Below are 15767 nucleotides of genomic sequence, written 5' to 3' on the forward strand. Positions count from 1 at the left end.
GCGGCCCGCCGCCCGGGCGGGGGGCCCCGCCCCCCGGGCCCGGGGGGCGCCGCCCCGCCTCCGCAACCCCGGAGGCGGGGCAACGGGCGCGCGGGGCGACCGTGGGACGGGCCGCCCGTGGGACGGGCCGCCCGTACGATGCGCCGCCCGTACGACGGTCGACCGTGGGACGAGGCCGGCAGCCTGACGGCCGGCCCCGTCAGGTGTCCCAAGACCCGGTGCGGGCCGCCAACTCGGTGCGGTTGCGGACGCCCACCTTGCGGTAGATGCGGCTCAGCATCGCCTCGACCGTCTTGCGGGAGACGAAGAGCTGATGGGCTGCCTCCGGATTGCTGCTGCCGCCGGTGACGAGGTCGACGAGATGACGCTCCCGCTCGGTCAGCTGGACCGTCGGCCCTCCGTCACCACGCGACGCGGCCGGCCGGACCCCGGTCCCGTCCGCGCCCACCGGGGCGACCGTCGTACCCGACAGGCGGGCGAGGTGGCCGTCCGTGAGCCCGCTCCACGGGTGGGCCGCGGCCGCCCCGAACAGGGTGGCCGCCTCCTCCCACGCCGCCTTGGCCGCACCGACCCGCCGCCGACGCCGCTCGATCCGTCCCAGAGCCAGCAAGGTGCGCCCCTGCTCGACGGGACGCCCCATCGAGGCGAAGGCCGCGGCGGCGCCGTCGAGCAACTCGACGGCCCGATCCGGGTCCCCCTCCCGCGCGAGGCACACGGCGCGCGCCCGGGACGCGGTGACCCGCACCATGGCGTGCGACGCGTCGCGGGTGACCGTCGCGTCGAGCTCCGCCAGCAGCCCGTACGCCCGGTCCAGCATCCCGGCGGTCGCGAACGCCTCCACCGCGTCGGGCCGCCACCGCAGGACCGCCGGGTCACCGGCCCCCGAAGGGCCCTCGATGTCCCCGATCTCCTCGAAGACCGCCACGGCCGCTTCGATCCTGCCGCCGTGCAGGTACAGGACTCCCGTGATCCACAGGCTCCGGGCCGTGTGCAGGACGTCCCCCTCGGCACGGGAGGCGTGCAGGGCCCGCCGGGCGTAGTCCAGGGCCCGGTCGAACGAGCCCCCGCACCCGTGCGCGAGCGCGGAGGTGTACCAGGCCGGACCGGGTGAGAGGTTGGCCTCCCTGGTGTGCGCGCGGGCACGCTCCGCCCAGGCGAGCGCACCCGCACACGCGCCGAGCCCGGCCTCGACCTCGGCGAGGCTGCGGCACAGGTCGGTCAGGCCCTCGGCGCCCCCGGCAGCCTGGGCGAGGGGCAGCAGCTCCAGTAGGGCGGCCCGGGCCCGCGGCAGGTCCCCGTCGAAGACGGCGTGCCGGGCGGCAAGGTACTCGGGGCTGTTGGAGACACCGAGCGCGCCGGGCGGCACGCCCAGGGCGAGGGCGGACTCCAGGGTGGCGCGGGCCTCGCCCGGCCGGCCGAGGAGGCGCGCCGTCCTGGCCGCCATCGTCAACGCCGCCGCGTGCAGGCCGTCGTCCCCGGCGGTCCGCGCCAACGCGGCGGAACGGGTGGCGTGCAGGAAGGAACGGTCGAAGTCCGCGGAGGCGACGTTGGCCCTGACGGAGGCCCGCAACTCGACGGCGGCCATCAGCCGCGGGTCGTCGCGCGCCGCACCCCGGGCCGCGGCGAGGAAGGACTCGGTCGCGGCGAGGTCCTGACCGCAGGCGTCGACGACCGCCAACAGGGCCCGCACCTGATGGGCGGGACGGCCGTGGTCATCGACGACGCGCCGGGCCGCCCCGTGGGCGGCGTCGACGTCACCGGCGGCCGCCGCCTCCTCGGCGGCTTCGGCGAGCCGCCGCGACCGCAGGTCCGCCAGCCGGGGCGGGGTCAGGCGGGCCGCCAGCAGGAGCAGTTCCGCCGCCAGCGCGCGGTCGCCGGCCTCCCGCGCGGTCGCGGCCGCCCGCGCCGTGTCCTGCGCCGTCGGCCGGTCCACGCCCTCCACGGCCAGGGCCCGGTGCCGGGCGGCGCGCATCGGGTCGGTGACGGCGCCGGCCAACGCCGCGTGATCACTCCGCCGCTCGGCGGCCGACCCGGTCCTGGCCGCGGCGTCGGCCAGCGCCCGCGCCGCGAACCGGACGGTCCCGGACCGGGCGTCCGCCGCGTCCTCGGGGGCGATCAGCACGCCGGCCCGTACCGCGTGCGCGAGGTGCTCGTACGCCTCCGGACAACCGGCCCGGTGCAACAGGTCGCTGTCCGGCCGGTGGGCCAGCGACGCCACCCGCAAGGTCCGGAGCATGCCCTCCGGTACGGTCCCCAGCCACGCCTCGGCCAGACCCTCGACCCGCCGCAGCCCGTCCAGAGCGTGCCGGCCCGACGGCCGACCGGTGACGGGCCGCTGCTGTACGAGCGGTACGAGACCCTCACAACAGGCCGCCAGCAGGGCACGGTTGCCGCCGCAGTGACGGAGCACGGCGCCGCTCCAGCGCGCGGACAACCCGTGCGCCTCCAGCCGGTCGCAGACCTCCTCCTGCCCGGCGGGGGACACGTGCACGACCGCCGGGTGTCCGCCCAACAGGTCGGCCGAGCGCGCCGGCCACCGGACCGTACGCTCCGCCGTCACCGCGCCGAGGAGCCCCCGGTCCACCGTCCGGAGCGCGTACCCCAGCACGTCGGCGCTGATCGGGTCGAGCCACTGGACGTCATCGACCGCCAACAGGACGGGTGACATCTCGCGCAGCATCCCCGCGACCCGCGCACGGAGCCGCAAGCGATCGGCGGGAACCGTCACCGCGAAGCCGTCCGGCACGAACCCCGCGTCGAGCTGTACGAGCGCCGAGCCGGGCAGGTGTTCGTCCCCGGGCCGGTGACGCAGGCGCACCACCCGCCCCGTCCAGCGCCCGCACACGGTGTCCACCAGGGTCGACTTCCCCGCGCCCCACCCCCCGTGGACCGCGACCCGCCCGTGGCGCCCGACCAGCCGGACGGCCGCGCCGACGAGGTCGTCCCAGCCGTCACCGCCGGCTCCGGAGCCCTGGCCGTCGTCCGGCCCGTCACCGCCACTGCCGCCGCCGGGGATGCGCGGGGCCGGACCCCCGAATGCCGTTGCGCTCATCCGGTGCACGCTAGGTCCCCCGACCCGCGCGACCAAGCCCCCTGCCGCTGTTCCCCCGGGTACGAGGGATCTCCCCGACACCCGCCCGCCGCCGGCGGTCCCGGGCCGGTGACGATCCCGGCGGGTGCGTGCGTCGGAGCATGGCGGGCGCCGGGCGAGGAAGCCACAGGACGTGTGGCCGCGTACGAGCCGGACGCGGCGTCCTCACAGCGGGCGCCGCGCCGATCCCGGCGCCGTCCGTCCGATCAGAGGGACGTGCGCGAGCCGCCGGTGGCGCAGTGGTGGGTGGTCGCGCCGAGCGGCACGGCCGCCTCCACGGCCGCGGCGCGGTCGGTCGGCCCTTCGACGCCCCTGGCGGCGACGCCCCGCTCGGTCCCGGCCGCGATCTCGGAGATCCGCTTCTCCGGGCCCCGCCGCCCGCGCACGGGCGCCGCCTCCGCCGTGGTTCTCTCCTGTCGTCGATGTTCGCGGCTCCTCCGGGCCGCCTACCCCGGCTACGGCCGCGGTGGCCGGCCGGCGTTGTCCGTTACGCCCCGGGCGACGATGGCCACCGACGTCACCGGTGTCCCGGCCTTGCCCCAGGTGCTGTCCTTCAGGAGGACGGTGCGCTCGCCCAGTAGGCGCAGGTTGTGTTCGTCGAAGATCCATTCGGTTCGTTCGCCCTCGTGGACGCGGGCGATCGCGACCCCGTCGCGACCCGCGGCGTCCGTGGCTTCGGGGATCAGGATGACGCCGGGGATGCGGGCGGCGGCGCGATACAGGGCGGCGCTCACCCCGGGAGGGGCTTCCATGGTGCGGAGCAGATCACCTATGGCGACGAACGCCTGCTGGTCGGGCCCGGTCGTCGACTGCGAGCCGTCGCCGTGGTTGAGGCGGGCGTCCTCGTAGATCACTTCCAGGAGTTGGTCGGGATCCGTCGGAAGGGCTTCGAGGAACCGGTAGGTGGGGCCGTTGATGCTTGCCTTGTCCGTGCCCCGTGCCGGATCCGTCGTCATGCCCCGTGCGGTGCGGACCCACGTGCCGGTCGACCCGTCGACGGAGACCCACCTCTCGGCCGACTCATCGGTCCGACCTGCTTCCATGCTCCCGCCCTCGATCTCGGAGAGCATGGTCGAATGCCCGATCGTCCTGGTGTACAGGAACTGTCCGTCCCGCACGGCCGGGGCCCGTACCGCCTGCGCCGCCAACGCCGCGCGATCCAGTAGCCGCACGGCCGCCGGATCGGGCGGAGCCGCGACGGGAGGCTCATCGGAGGTGGGTACGCCGAGCGTGACGGCGAGAACCACCGCGCAGGTGGTGGCCCCGGCCGCGAGGAACAGGGCCAACGGGCGACGGGAGCGGGAGCAGGCTGGGCGCGTGTCCATGGTCGTTTCCCGCATCAGGTGCTCCCTGATCCGCCGGTGTCCGTGGAAGGGCAGCTCCGCGGCGGAAAGACCGGGCAGGTGCCGTACGGTCTCCGCCCTGTCGAACTGCTCTCGGCGGGCGTCTTCGGGGGTTTTCACAGGTTTCCCTCCCGTGCGGTTCGGGACGCCGGCGCGCTTCGTGCGGCCGGCGGTTCCGTGAGGTGAGCGGCCGCGAGCGTGCGGAGTCGGGCGCGTGCGCGGGAGAGGCGCGAGCGTACGGTGCCCACCGGGACGCCGCACGCCTGTGCCACCTCCTCGTGGCTGAGCCCCGACCACACGTGGAGGAGCAGCACTTCGCGGTCCGCGCGCCGCAGCCGGCTCAGGGCGGCGAGGGTGGCTGCGGCCCTGGCCGAATCGGTGATGCGGGAGACGACGGCGTCCGCGACGTCGGGTACGGCATCGGCCCGGGGCAGCCGGGCCATGGCGTCACGATGACGACGCGTCGTTCTCCGGGTGTTCCGTATGACGTTGGTGGCGATCCCGAGCAGCCAGGCCCGCTGGTGCATGACACCGTCGAGCGTGTCGCGGAGCCGCCAGGCCTCAAGAAAGGTGAGGGAGACGATGTCATCGGCTCCGGTGCGGTCGGCGGTCATGCGGACGGCGTGCGCGTACACCGTGCCGGCATGTGCGTCGTAGAGTTCCGCGAACAGTTGGTGGTCCACGCCGTGTAGTGTCCGCAGACTCCTCACCGTTGCATGTGACCCGCGTCACCGAGGGCCTTCAAGGGGACGGTGATTGACCCCGACCCCCGTTGGTGACACATCCACCCCACCCCACCCCCGGAGCGGGCGCGGCAGCGTCCGCACTCGGTCCGGCGTCGCGTCGGGCGCGGCGATCAGCCCCGGTCGGTGGCGCTCCGGTCGGTCGGGTCGACGACCGCCGCGTCCACGGCCATCAGTTCGCCGGCCAGCACCAGGGCCAGCACGATCCGGCGGCCGCGAGGTGACGGGGTCGGGTGATGGAACGATCCGAGTGTGACGGGGCGTTGCGGGTGTCAGGAGACACGGGAAGGGGTTCCTGTTCGGCGCGGTGGCGGAAACGGGCAGACCAAGGCCCGAGTACGACTACTGCGCGCAGGAGGGTGTCACGAAGCCCAGGCCATCGGGAGCACCGTCTTCACAGCGGACAGCAGCAACCGCCTGTCAACGCAGGCGGGGGTCCGCGGGCAGAGCCCTGGAAGAGCGGCTACTGGGCCAGGGATATACGTCATCACCTCGGAGAAATGCGCACGCCCACGGAGGGCAGCGAAAGAACCCGGTCAGTCCAGGCAGCCGCCCACCCTGCGGGGAAACGAATTTTCTCGCGGGGCCCCGACGGCAGCGGTGGGGGAGCCGAACCGTGGCGGACCAGCACGTCGAGGCCGTGCTGGTCGAGCGGGAACAGTCGGGAACGGTAGGGAACGGCGGGGAGCGGTCGGCAACGGTCGGGAGTCGTCCCCACTTGTCGCTGCTGCCCCCACTCGGCCGCAAGTGGTGAAACGCTCCAAGACCGGCGCATGATCGTTGTTCCTGACAAGGTCATTCCGTTCGAGGGGGCTGTCGCAGACTGGCAGGACGCGGTCGGCCCGGGTCGGCCGCCGCCTCAGCGACCCGGCCGAACCAAGGACTGCCATCGTGAGCGAACGCGTTCTCACCCCCCGCAACCGGGGTTTCCTCTTCCTCGACTCCCACCCGGCGGGCTGCCGGCAACTGGTGGCCGACATGTGGCAGGCATGCCCCGCACCCGCACCCGCACCCGCACCCGCACCCGCACCCGCACCCGTTCCCACATCCGCAGTCGCCTCCGCCAACCCCTCCGCAGGCGTGCCGGAGGGGGGTGACGGGCCGGTCGCGCTGATCATCGGCTCGTCCGCCGGTTACGGTCTCGCGGCCACGCTCGCCGGACTCAAACGCGTCGGCATCCGCGGGATCGCGGTGTCCTTCGAGAAGGCCCCCACCGCGCGGCGTACCGCGACGGCCGGCTGGTACCGCACCGCCGCCACCGCCGACCTCGCCCGCGCCGCCGGGCGGGACCTGGTCTTCCTCAACGGTGACGCGTTCTCCGACTCCATGAAGGACCAGGTCGCCGACCTCATCGAGCAGCGCTTCGGCGGTCGGCTGGACTACCTGATCTACTCGGTGGCCGCGCCCCGGCGTACGGACCCGGACACCGGTGCCGCCTACTCCTCGGTCCTCAAGCCGATCGGCCGGGCCAACCGCACCAAGACCCTCTCCTTCGACGACGAGGGCGTTCCCGAGGTGCGCGAGGTCGAGACGAAGCCGGCCGAGGGTGACGACGTACGGCAGACCGTGGCCGTGATGGGTGGCGCGGACTGGGAGCGCTGGATCGACCACCTCGCCGGGCGCGGACTGCTCGCCGACCGGTTCACCACCGCCGCGCTGTCGTACATCGGCTCGCCACTGACGGCCGCCCTGTACCGACAGGGCACCATCGGCGCGGCCAAGGCCCACCTGGAGGCCACCGCGCGCACCCTCAACGAGCGGCTCGACGAACTGGTGGGAGGCAGGGCCGTGACGTCCGTCAACGGCGCCGCCGTCACCCAGTCCTCCACCGCCATCCCCGGTATCGCCCTCTACACCGGTCTCTTGCGCGGCGTCCTCGGCGAGGGCCTCGTCCCGCCGATCCACCAACTCGCGACCCTGTGGGACCAGCTCACCGGCGCCGCCCCGATCGTCCTGGACGACGAGGGCCGGATCCGCCTGGACACCTTCGAACTGACCGACCACGTCCAGGCGGCCGTCGCCGAGCGTTGGGATGACGCCACCACGCAGACCATCGCCGAGCTGGCCGACCTCGACTGGTTCCGCGGCGAGGTCCGACGCCTCTACGGTTTCTCCGTGCCCGGAATCGACTACACCGCCCCGGTCGCCACCGACCTCCCCTGGCCCGACCACACCTCCTGACACCCGTACGTCGGGCAGGGGAGCGGCGTCAGGTGGCGAGGGTGGCCACCGGCGCCAGGTCCTACGTACGGCCGTAGCCGTTCTCGGTGCCCGCGAGCAGGTCCACGACCTCGAAGTAGCGGTTCCGCAAAGGGGTTTCGCGGAAGGCGTCGATCAGTAGCCGGTAGGCGTCGTGGTCGTCCGCCTCCCAGACCCAGATGTGGGTGACGCGTGCCGAGTATAATTCCGTGTCGTAGGAACGAGCACCCTCGGTCGGCCCCCGCCGGCGGACCGGCCGCCGCCGGGCCGTGGTCGCGCAGGGCGGCCACGAGCTCCGTGTGCCCGGCGGGATTCGCGCCGTCGAAGCCCGGCAGTCCCAGAACGCGCGCATCGAAGCGCGTAGCGGTGCGCGAGGCCGCGGTACAGCTCGGCGAGCCGTGCGGGCTCGCCCTCCCCGGCGGTCGGCCGGCTGCTGGCCGCGCTGATGCGGACTGGACGTGAAGAGCGACGGGTTGCTACTCCTCGCCCGAGAAGCGCTCCCACGCGGCTTGGCGGGAAATGCCGAGGGCCGCGCCGATCGCGGCCCAGGTAACCTTCCTGCGCCGGAGCTCCTGGACCCAGGAGTGCAGGTTGGCTTCGACCTGATCGGCTGCGGCGGCGACGCGCGGGATGAGACCCAACATCTCCTCGTCGGTCAGCGTGTCCCAGATCGAGGCGGGCCGCGGCGACGGGTTGGCGAGGTGCTCGGCGACAATCGAGTGGGCCAGGTCGACGCACTCGTCACAAATGTGGACCCCCGGCCCGGCGACCAGCTTCTTCACCTCGGCGCCCGGCCTGCCGCAGAAGGAGCACTGAGGAAGTGGATCGGTGAACTGCTGGGTCATCCCGGCCCTCCGGATTGTCAAGGTTTCCTTGACGTCAAGTTAGAGGTGTCAAGAGCAACCTGACAAGGGGGTGTGAGAGCCTGCCGAGCCTGAGAGCCGCAGTGGGCCGGGGTGGCGCGGTGCTTGCTGCCGGTGACCGGGGACGATCGGGGCCGTAGTCACGGCGGATCGCAGGATCTGCGGGCTTTCGGTGGGTCTGCGATGCCCGGACGACGGGTGGTCGCACCTGTACGTCAACAACGCGGACGGGCAACGCGACGGCTGAGTTCCCAGCGCATGGCGCTCGGTCTCCAGGGCGAGCGCGGTCGCCACCACGAACTCGGCGTGCCTGCCGAGCAAGAACGTCAGCTCATGTGTCGCGAGCCCTGTGGCAGTCGTGCGTCCGTTCAGGGGTCATGGACGGGCCGAACGCGGGCACAGGCGCCGTGAGGGGAACCGGTCCCCGGATACGGTCCGGCGCTGCCGGACCGGCGAAGAAGGAAAGGTCGCTCTGATGTCGCAGGTCGAAGAGTCCGTCGAGGTAGATGTTCCTGTGCGCACCGCGTACAACCAGTGGACCCAGTTCGAGTCGTTCCCCCACTTCATGGAGGGCGTCGAGCGGATCGATCAACGAACCGACACGATGACGCACTGGGTGGCGAAGGTCGGCGGGGTGACGAAGGAGTTCGAGGCCGAGATCACCGAGCAGATTCCGGACGAGCGGGTTGCCTGGACCACGTTGGGTGGGGAGGTCAAGCAGGCCGGGGTGGTCACCTTCCATCACCTGGCGGACAACAGGACGAAGGTGATGCTGCAGCTCGACTACGACCCGGAGGGCTTCGCCGAGAACGTCGGCGACAAACTCGGCTTCGTCAAGCGGCAGATCACCGGTGACCTGAAGCGGTTCAAGCAGTACATCGAAGCGCGCGGTAGCGAGACCGGCGCCTGGCGCGGCGAGGTCTGATCGCCCGTCCGCCCCCACCCGTGCGGGTCCGCCATCAGGCGGGAGCCCCGGGACGGGCCAGGGCTGACCTGCCCGGGCGCGGGACCGCCGGAAGGCCGTGAGCGCCACGGGTCCACGCCGGCGGGCGGGTTGAAAGAACGAGGGCATCGGGACGCCCCGGTGATCACAGCATTGCGGGCGCGCCGAAAGGGCGCGCCCGCAGTGCTGTGTTCGGGACGATGTGTTCGGGACGATTTCTTCCCGCTGCGTCCGGGATCTCTTGGTGTCAGGGCTTGATGACGGCGGTCCAGCCGAGGGTGCAGGACAGTGCGGGGGCGGTGCAGGAGGTTTCGTAGATGTCACCGGCGGTGGTGAGGACCTTCACGTAGACGCGCTCACCGGCGAGCTTCACACCGACGCTGCACGTGTTGCGCGGGTACCCCGGAGTGACCGGGAGGGTCAGGTCGCGCCACGTGTAGGCGCCGGTGAGGGTGGGACGGTAGCCGACGAACGTCTTGCCGCGGGTGAGAGCGGCGCTGTACTCGCTGCCCGGGGCGGTGCCGGCCACGACGGCGACGTCGACACACGGCCCGGCCGGTCCCGCCGGACCGCGGTCACCCTTGGCGCCCTTGGCACCCTTGGCGCCCTGCGGCCCGCGCGGCCCGTCGGTGGGAGCGTGGACCGAGTCCGTGCCCGGAGCGGCGACCGCGGCCGGAGCCGCGATCGTGGCGAAGCCGAGGGCGAGGGGCACGGCGAGAATGGCCACCGGCCGCAGGCGTCGCATGATCAGGGGTACCGCGTTCATCCGTAGCTCCTCAGGTCGTCATGCTGGACGAGCGGAGCTTGGATCAACGGCACCCCCGAGAGACTGCGACTGGCTGATTGTCGGACAAATATCAACAGGTTGGCGCAATCATTGCGGCTGAACGGTCATGCCGGAACGACCTGTCGTGCCCCCTCCGCAGCGGCGGGGATCCGCTGATTCTCCGCCTGGCCGAGGCCACCCTCGACCGGCGTGTCGGCCGGCGTCACGCCAGGACGAACAGCGTCCCAGCGTGGCGAGGGGGCCTCCCCCCGCCCGGCACCGAGAGCAGGGTGGCCGGCGCCGCACCGACTCCCGGGAACGCGCGGCGATGTTCACGGGCTCCTCTTGTTTCCATACGGGTCGACCCGTAACGTAAATGCCATGAGTTCCGCTCCGCCCCCCAGAGGGCGTCCCAGGGATCCCCGATCGCACGAAGCGATCACCGGTGCGACAGCACAACTGGTGGTCGAGGTCGGCTACGCCGCGACGTCCATCGGGGCGGTGGCCGCGAGGGCCGGAGTCGGCAAGGACACGATCTACCGACGCTGGTCGGGCAAACCGGAGTTGATCTTCGAGGCTGTCTTCACCACCACCGACGACGCGCCGCCTCCGGACACCGGAACGTTGGTCGGTGACCTGACCGTGGTGCTCCAAGGCCTGGTCGACGAGTTCCGTGCGCCCGCCGCCGCGGCGGCGCTACCGGGGCTGCTCGCCGACTTCGCCGCCGATCCGGAACTGAAGGCGCGCATCCGCGGCGACTTCCTGGCGCCGTCGAAGGAACGGCTGCTGATCGTTTTCGAACGCGCCGTGCTGCGCGGGGAGATCGCGGCCGAGACGCCCGTGGACCTGGTCCTGGACACACTCGCCGGATCGGTGTTCTTCCACGTAGGGCTGGTCGGGGAGCACCCCGACCCGCAGTTGGCCGCACGACTGGCCGCCGTCGTGGCCAAAGGAATCGAGGTCCGATGAACGGCTGGCTCCTCGCGGCAGGGATGGCCTCGCTCGGCGTGGCCGCCGTGCACGTCATCGGCGGTCACCGCGATGTGGTGCGCCCGCTGCTGTCCTACGGGCTCACGGACGAACCCAAGCGGGTCCTGCACGCCGTGTGGCACATGGTGAGCGCCGACCTGGCTCTCTCCGGACTCGCCCTGCTCCTGCTCTCCCTGAGGAGGGACATACCCGGCACTGGCCTGGTGGCATGGCTCGTCGCCGCGCACTTCCTCGCCTACGCCACAGCCTTCCTGGTCGTCACCCTGTCCGTCGGCTGGCCCCGGCCGCTGCTCCGCCTACCCCAGTGGATCCTGCTCCTGCCGGTCGCGCTCCTGGCAGCGGCGGGCGCTGCGTAACCCGCCTCGTGGGATCTGGTCCCCGGGGTCGCCTCACCCTGCGGAAGCTCCTCGGACGCTCCTCGGGCGGACGCTGGATGCGGGGCTCAGCCACCGAGGGACCTCCTGCGGACGGCCCCACCGTACGGGCGCTCGGCATGAAAGTCCTCCCCGTACGGGGCGCTCCGGTAGGCGGGGGCGCCCTCCCGCAGCGTGCGGCGGTACGGGGCACCGCCGTGCCCCAACAGGACCGAGACCGTCACGAGGGCGGCGACCCACGCCGCCACTCCGATCCACGCCGCCACTCCGGCCCAGGCCGGCGCGCCGGACGGCCCGAAGACCCCCAGCGGGATCAATACCAGCGCCGCGCACAGCAGCAGGGCGGTGAGAAGCAGCAGCGGTCCCGGTCCGGACCGGCGCGAGTGAGGCGGCCGCCCCGAAGGGGAGCGCAGCTGCGCCTCCAACTGCTCCCAGGCCGCCCGTTCCCCCGCCGTCAGTTCGCCGCCCGCCATGGCCACCCATCCCTGTCGCTCCACCGGATCCTCCGCGTCCGTACAGCGGATGCCCTCCGCCGCCGGGTTCACGCAGGGCAGTCAGGGCCGCTCCGCCCGTGAACGCGGTACGAGGACGGAGCGATTCTGTCGTGTTCGCGTCCGGCGGTCTCCCCCGATGAGGACGGAGTCCAGGGTTCCGCGCCGGGTCGTCGAGCGGGCGACCGCCGGGTCGTCGTCCGCCGGCGGTTCGGGCTCGCGGCCCTCGGTGCTGCGGACGCCCGACGCCCCCGAGCGTGCCCGATGCGCGGGACGACACACACCCGGGCCGGGGTCGGAACCGAAAGGCGCCGCGTCGAGCCGTTCACCGGGCGCCTGCCGCATGACCGGGCCCGGGCTCGGCGCCGAACCGCCGGGACGGGATGGGGGAGCGGGTGCGAAGAGGACATCAACACGTTCTATATTCGTACGAATCATCCACGCGGCCCGGCTGCGGCGATCAGGGGGAGACGACGGCGATGGCCGAGACCGAAACCGATGGCGCACCGGGCACGCGGAGGGAATCACGGAGCACGCGCAAGGTGCGCCGCAAGGCGCGCAACCGCCGGCGCCTGGGCATCGGCGCGGCCGTACTCGCGCTGGGCGGGGCCGCAGCCGGGGCGTACGCGCTCGGCTGGGGCGGATCCACGACCTCCGGCGCCGAGCTGGCACCGAAGGGGGACAAGGCCGGCGGGGACAGCGCCGCGAAGAATCCCGAGGAACCGTGGGACGGCAAGGTCAAGGTGCTCGGTGACGGTTCCACGTCCTACGCCGGACCGAAGCCGGGCCAGCTCAAGCCCGAACGGCTGAAGCCCGGCGAACAGCCCCCTCAGTTCGTGGTGTTCTCCTGGGACGGCGCGCTGGAGGGCGAGGACCACCTGTTCTCGCACTTCCGGCAGGTGGCCAGGGAGAGCAAGGCCCACATGACCTTCTTCCTCACGGGCATCTACCTCCTGCCGGAGAGCAAGAAGTCGCTCTACGAGCCGCCCCAGCACGGCCGGGGATCCGCCGCCATCTCGTACCCGACGGTCCCGCACATCAAGAGCACCCTGACCCAGTTGCGGGGCGCCTGGACCGACGGCAACGAGATCGGGTCCCACTTCAACGGGCACTTCTGCGGGCCCAAGGGCGGCGGTGACTGGAGCCCCGAGGAGTGGAAGAGCGAGATCGACCAGACGTACTCGTTCATGAAGAACTGGAAGACCAACACGGGATTCACCAACGAGGCTCCGCTCCCCTTCGACCCCGCCCGGGAGGTCGTCGGCGGCCGGGCGCCCTGCCTGGAGGGTCAGAAGAACCTCCTGACGGCCATCAAGCCGTACGGATGGCGCTACGACGCCAGCTCCTCCGGGGACTTCCAACTCTGGCCGTCCAAGCAGAACGACATATGGAACTTCCCGTTGCAGCTCGTTCCCCTGCAGGGCAAGGAGGTGCAGGTCCTCTCCATGGACTTCAACTTCCTCTACAACCAGTCCGGTGACAGCACCCAGGGCGACCCGGCGAAGTACGCGACGTGGCAGGCCCAGGTCCGGGGCTCGTACATGAACGGCTTCAACCGCGTCTACAACGGCAGCCGGGCGCCGATGTTCATCGGCAACCACTTCGAGGACTGGAACGGCGGCATCTACATGAAGGCCGTAGAGGACACGATGCGGGACGTCTGCCCGCGCCAAGGGGTGCGCTGCGTGTCCTTCCGGGAACTGGCGGACTGGCTCGACGCGCAGGACCCGCAGGTCCTGTCGCGGCTCCGCCAACTGGACCCCGCCCAGGCGCCGGACTGGAAGGCCGTGGTCCGCTGACGGCGCTCCCGCCGGCCGGCCGCAGGTGGGATGGGGGCGTACCGCCGCCCGCGACGGCCCCCGGGGACGGCCCGGCCCCGAAGACCGGCACCCGGACTACTTCACCGCCTTCGCGTACGCGCTCCACAGACGGACCGCCCGCTCGCTGCCGGGCGTTCCCGGCGCGTCGCCGCCCAGCCCGGTCAGGGGCAATGGGATCAGGTCGGTCAGTGCCATCCGGTAGACGACCACGGCCGTGGACTCCTGCTCGGTGCTGCCCACGAACCAGCCCGCCGTGTTGGCGGCCGTCGTGCCCGTCTTGCCCGCCGCGCCCGGCCGCGCCTTGGCCGCCGTCTTCGCCGAACCGTCGGTCACCGCCTGCCGCAGCGCCTCCGTCACCGTCCGCGCCGTGGCGGCCGACACGGCCCGCGTGGTCTTCGGCGCGTCGAGGTGCACCGCCGAGCCGCCGCGGGTCACCGACCGCACGGAGTAGGGGTCGGTGTGCATGCCGCCCGCCGCGAACGTCTCGTAGGCGCCGGCCATGCGGATCGCACTGGGCTTCGAGTTCTCCCCGAGCGCGAACGTGGGGATCCGCGGCCCGAGGCTGGAGGCCAACAACCCCGAGCGCTGCGCGAACGACTCGACCCGATCCAGGCCCACGTCCAGGCCGAGCTGGAGCATCGGCGTGTTGACGGAGTCGGCGACGGCCTGGCGCAAGGGCACCTGCCCCCAACTGCGTCCGCCGTCGTTGCTGCCCTTGAGCACCTTCCCGCTGCGGTCCCAGTAGGGGCCCTCGGGGGTCTGGACGGTCGCCTGGTCGTTCCCGTCGTACGGGGTGGTGGGGGAAACTGGCGTGCGGGCCTTGCCCCGGGTGCGCACCACCCCCTCTTCGAGGGCGGCGGCGTAGACGATCGGCGTGAACGCCGTACCGACCGGGATCGTCGTCGCGTTCGACTCGTTGAAGCCCTGCTTCAGGTAGTCGGGGCCGCCGTAGACGGCGAGCAGACGACCGTCGGGGGCCACGCTCGCGGCGCCGATCTTCACGTGCTTGTCCGTGTCGGGACGCTTCTCGGGGTCGAAGCCCTTCTGGGCCTCCTGGACGGCCGTGGTCAGGGCGGTCATGCGCGCCTTGTCGAACGTCGTGTAGATCTGGTAGCCGCCGAGGTCGAAGTCCGACTCCCCGATGCGACCGGCCTTCACCGCGTACGCCTTGGCCATCTCGACCAGGTATCCGGTCTGCGCGCCCGGGATGCCCGCCAGCGACGTCGGCGAGGGCTCCGGGAACTTCGTGTAGCCGGCCCGCTCGGCCGCCGTCAACTGACCGGTCTCGACCATGCGGTCGAGGATCCAGCTCCACCGCTCCTGCGCCCGCTCGTGGTTCTTGGGACCGAGGGACGGGTCGTACAGTCCCGCTCCCTTGAGCAGGGAGGCGAGGAACGCGCCCTCGCCGGCGTTCAGTTGGGAGACGTCCTTGCCGTAGTAGGCCTGGGACGCGCGCTGGATCCCGTAGGTGCCGCGCCCGAACCAGCTGGTGTTGAGGTAGTCCTGGAGGATCTGGTCCTTGTCCTTCTCGTTGTCCAGCTTCACGGCCAACAGGAGTTCGGTGAACTTCCGCGACAGGGTGCGGTCCTGGCTCAGATAGGCGTTCTTCACGTACTGCTGCGTGATGGTGGATCCGCCCTGGGTCTCGCCTCCGGTCACCGCCGCCCGGACGGCGCGCAGGACACCGGACGGGGACACGCCGGGGTCCGAGTAGAAGTTCGCGTTCTCGGCCGCGAGTACGGCGCCCCGGACCTTGGGCGGCACCTTGTCGAGGGGCATCTCCTGCCGGCTGACCCAGCCGGTGCGGGCCATGGTGGAACCGTCGGACCAGTAGTAGACGTTGTCCTGCTGCGTGGCGAAGGAGTTGAGGTCGTCGGGTATGTCCGTGACCGCGTAGGCGAACGCCACGAAACAGGTCAGGCCGGTGAGCGCGTACAGGCACGCTCCCAGCCACTGGCGCCAGGACGGCACCCAACGCCGCCACCCGGACCGGCCCGGCCGCGGGTACGCGGGACGCAGGCGCCGCAGGTGCGGCAGCGCGGCGGCGAGGGCTCCGCCGCGCCGACCGGCGCCGTCGGTCCGGCCGCGGCGGCGCGCGCCGGCCGGCCGGCGGCGGCCCGACGCGGCGACGCCGGGGGGCGAGG

Annotated in this window: 13 protein-coding genes and 1 pseudogene; 5 read left to right on the forward strand and 9 right to left on the reverse strand. The window is 72.4% G+C overall.

Annotated elements, in window-relative coordinates; all coding sequences use genetic code 11:
* Nucleotides 1-199: 199 nt before the first annotated feature.
* From AB0D46_RS37095 to AB0D46_RS37110, 4 genes are all read right to left on the reverse strand, one after another.
* Nucleotides 200-3052: a LuxR C-terminal-related transcriptional regulator gene (locus AB0D46_RS37095; RefSeq protein ID WP_362884334.1), complete on the reverse strand. Its 2853-nt coding sequence runs from the start codon at nucleotides 3050-3052 to the stop codon at nucleotides 200-202.
* A gap of 245 nt (nucleotides 3053-3297) precedes the next feature.
* Complete coding sequence (locus AB0D46_RS37100) at nucleotides 3298-3477, reverse strand: hypothetical protein (protein WP_362884335.1); 180 nt, start codon at nucleotides 3475-3477, stop codon at nucleotides 3298-3300.
* Between the two features lie 69 nt (nucleotides 3478-3546).
* Nucleotides 3547-4554: a CU044_5270 family protein gene (locus AB0D46_RS37105; RefSeq protein ID WP_362884336.1), complete on the reverse strand. Its 1008-nt coding sequence runs from the start codon at nucleotides 4552-4554 to the stop codon at nucleotides 3547-3549.
* Nucleotides 4551-5117: an RNA polymerase sigma factor gene (locus AB0D46_RS37110; RefSeq protein WP_362884337.1), complete on the reverse strand. Its 567-nt coding sequence runs from the start codon at nucleotides 5115-5117 to the stop codon at nucleotides 4551-4553. The genes AB0D46_RS37105 and AB0D46_RS37110 overlap by 4 nt, the downstream gene beginning before the upstream one ends.
* 951 nt (nucleotides 5118-6068) lie before the next feature.
* On the opposite strand from AB0D46_RS37110, the gene AB0D46_RS37115 reads away from it, so the two are divergent.
* Complete coding sequence (locus AB0D46_RS37115) at nucleotides 6069-7358, forward strand: enoyl-[acyl-carrier-protein] reductase FabV (protein ID WP_362884338.1); 1290 nt, start codon at nucleotides 6069-6071, stop codon at nucleotides 7356-7358.
* Nucleotides 7359-7419: 61 nt separating this feature from the next.
* Here the strand turns inward: AB0D46_RS37115 and AB0D46_RS37120 are convergent, their stop codons facing one another.
* Nucleotides 7420-7728 (reverse strand): darcynin family protein, encoded by a 309-nt coding sequence (locus tag AB0D46_RS37120; RefSeq protein ID WP_362884339.1) that lies wholly within the window; start codon nucleotides 7726-7728, stop codon nucleotides 7420-7422.
* A 343-nt stretch (nucleotides 7729-8071) separates the two neighbouring features.
* Nucleotides 8072-8221 (reverse strand): annotated as a pseudogene (locus tag AB0D46_RS37125) (ClpX C4-type zinc finger protein); the annotation flags it as partial.
* A gap of 493 nt (nucleotides 8222-8714) precedes the next feature.
* On the opposite strand from AB0D46_RS37125, the gene AB0D46_RS37130 reads away from it, so the two are divergent.
* On the forward strand, nucleotides 8715-9164 hold the full coding sequence (locus AB0D46_RS37130) for an SRPBCC family protein (protein ID WP_362884340.1): 450 nt from the start codon (nucleotides 8715-8717) through the stop codon (nucleotides 9162-9164).
* 265 nt (nucleotides 9165-9429) lie between these two features.
* Here the strand turns inward: AB0D46_RS37130 and AB0D46_RS37135 are convergent, their stop codons facing one another.
* Nucleotides 9430-9948, reverse strand: a complete 519-nt coding sequence (locus AB0D46_RS37135) for a hypothetical protein (RefSeq protein ID WP_362884341.1) — start codon at nucleotides 9946-9948, stop codon at nucleotides 9430-9432.
* Between the two features lie 381 nt (nucleotides 9949-10329).
* On the opposite strand from AB0D46_RS37135, the gene AB0D46_RS37140 reads away from it, so the two are divergent.
* Nucleotides 10330-10917: a TetR/AcrR family transcriptional regulator gene (locus AB0D46_RS37140; RefSeq protein WP_362884342.1), complete on the forward strand. Its 588-nt coding sequence runs from the start codon at nucleotides 10330-10332 to the stop codon at nucleotides 10915-10917.
* Nucleotides 10914-11294: a hypothetical protein gene (locus AB0D46_RS37145; RefSeq protein WP_362884343.1), complete on the forward strand. Its 381-nt coding sequence runs from the start codon at nucleotides 10914-10916 to the stop codon at nucleotides 11292-11294. The genes AB0D46_RS37140 and AB0D46_RS37145 overlap by 4 nt, the downstream gene beginning before the upstream one ends.
* Before the next feature lie 86 nt (nucleotides 11295-11380).
* Here AB0D46_RS37145 and AB0D46_RS37150 read toward each other — a convergent pair whose 3' ends face one another.
* Nucleotides 11381-11857 carry a hypothetical protein gene (locus AB0D46_RS37150; RefSeq protein ID WP_362884344.1) on the reverse strand — a complete coding sequence of 159 codons (477 nt, stop codon included), beginning with the start codon at nucleotides 11855-11857 and terminating at the stop codon, nucleotides 11381-11383.
* A 425-nt stretch (nucleotides 11858-12282) separates the two neighbouring features.
* Between AB0D46_RS37150 and AB0D46_RS37155 the strand changes: the two genes are divergently transcribed.
* Entirely contained in the window at nucleotides 12283-13602 is a 1320-nt protein-coding gene (locus AB0D46_RS37155) for a hypothetical protein (RefSeq protein WP_362884345.1), read from the forward strand.
* Between the two features lie 96 nt (nucleotides 13603-13698).
* On the opposite strand, the gene AB0D46_RS37160 is transcribed toward AB0D46_RS37155, so the two are convergent.
* Nucleotides 13699-15660 carry a transglycosylase domain-containing protein gene (locus AB0D46_RS37160; RefSeq protein WP_362884346.1) on the reverse strand — a complete coding sequence of 654 codons (1962 nt, stop codon included), beginning with the start codon at nucleotides 15658-15660 and terminating at the stop codon, nucleotides 13699-13701.
* Between the last annotated feature and the right edge of the window lie 107 nt (nucleotides 15661-15767).

Origin of the sequence: Streptomyces sp. NPDC048383 (assembly GCF_040651775.1) — a bacterium.
In the GTDB taxonomy this organism is placed as follows: domain Bacteria; phylum Actinomycetota; class Actinomycetes; order Streptomycetales; family Streptomycetaceae; genus Streptomyces.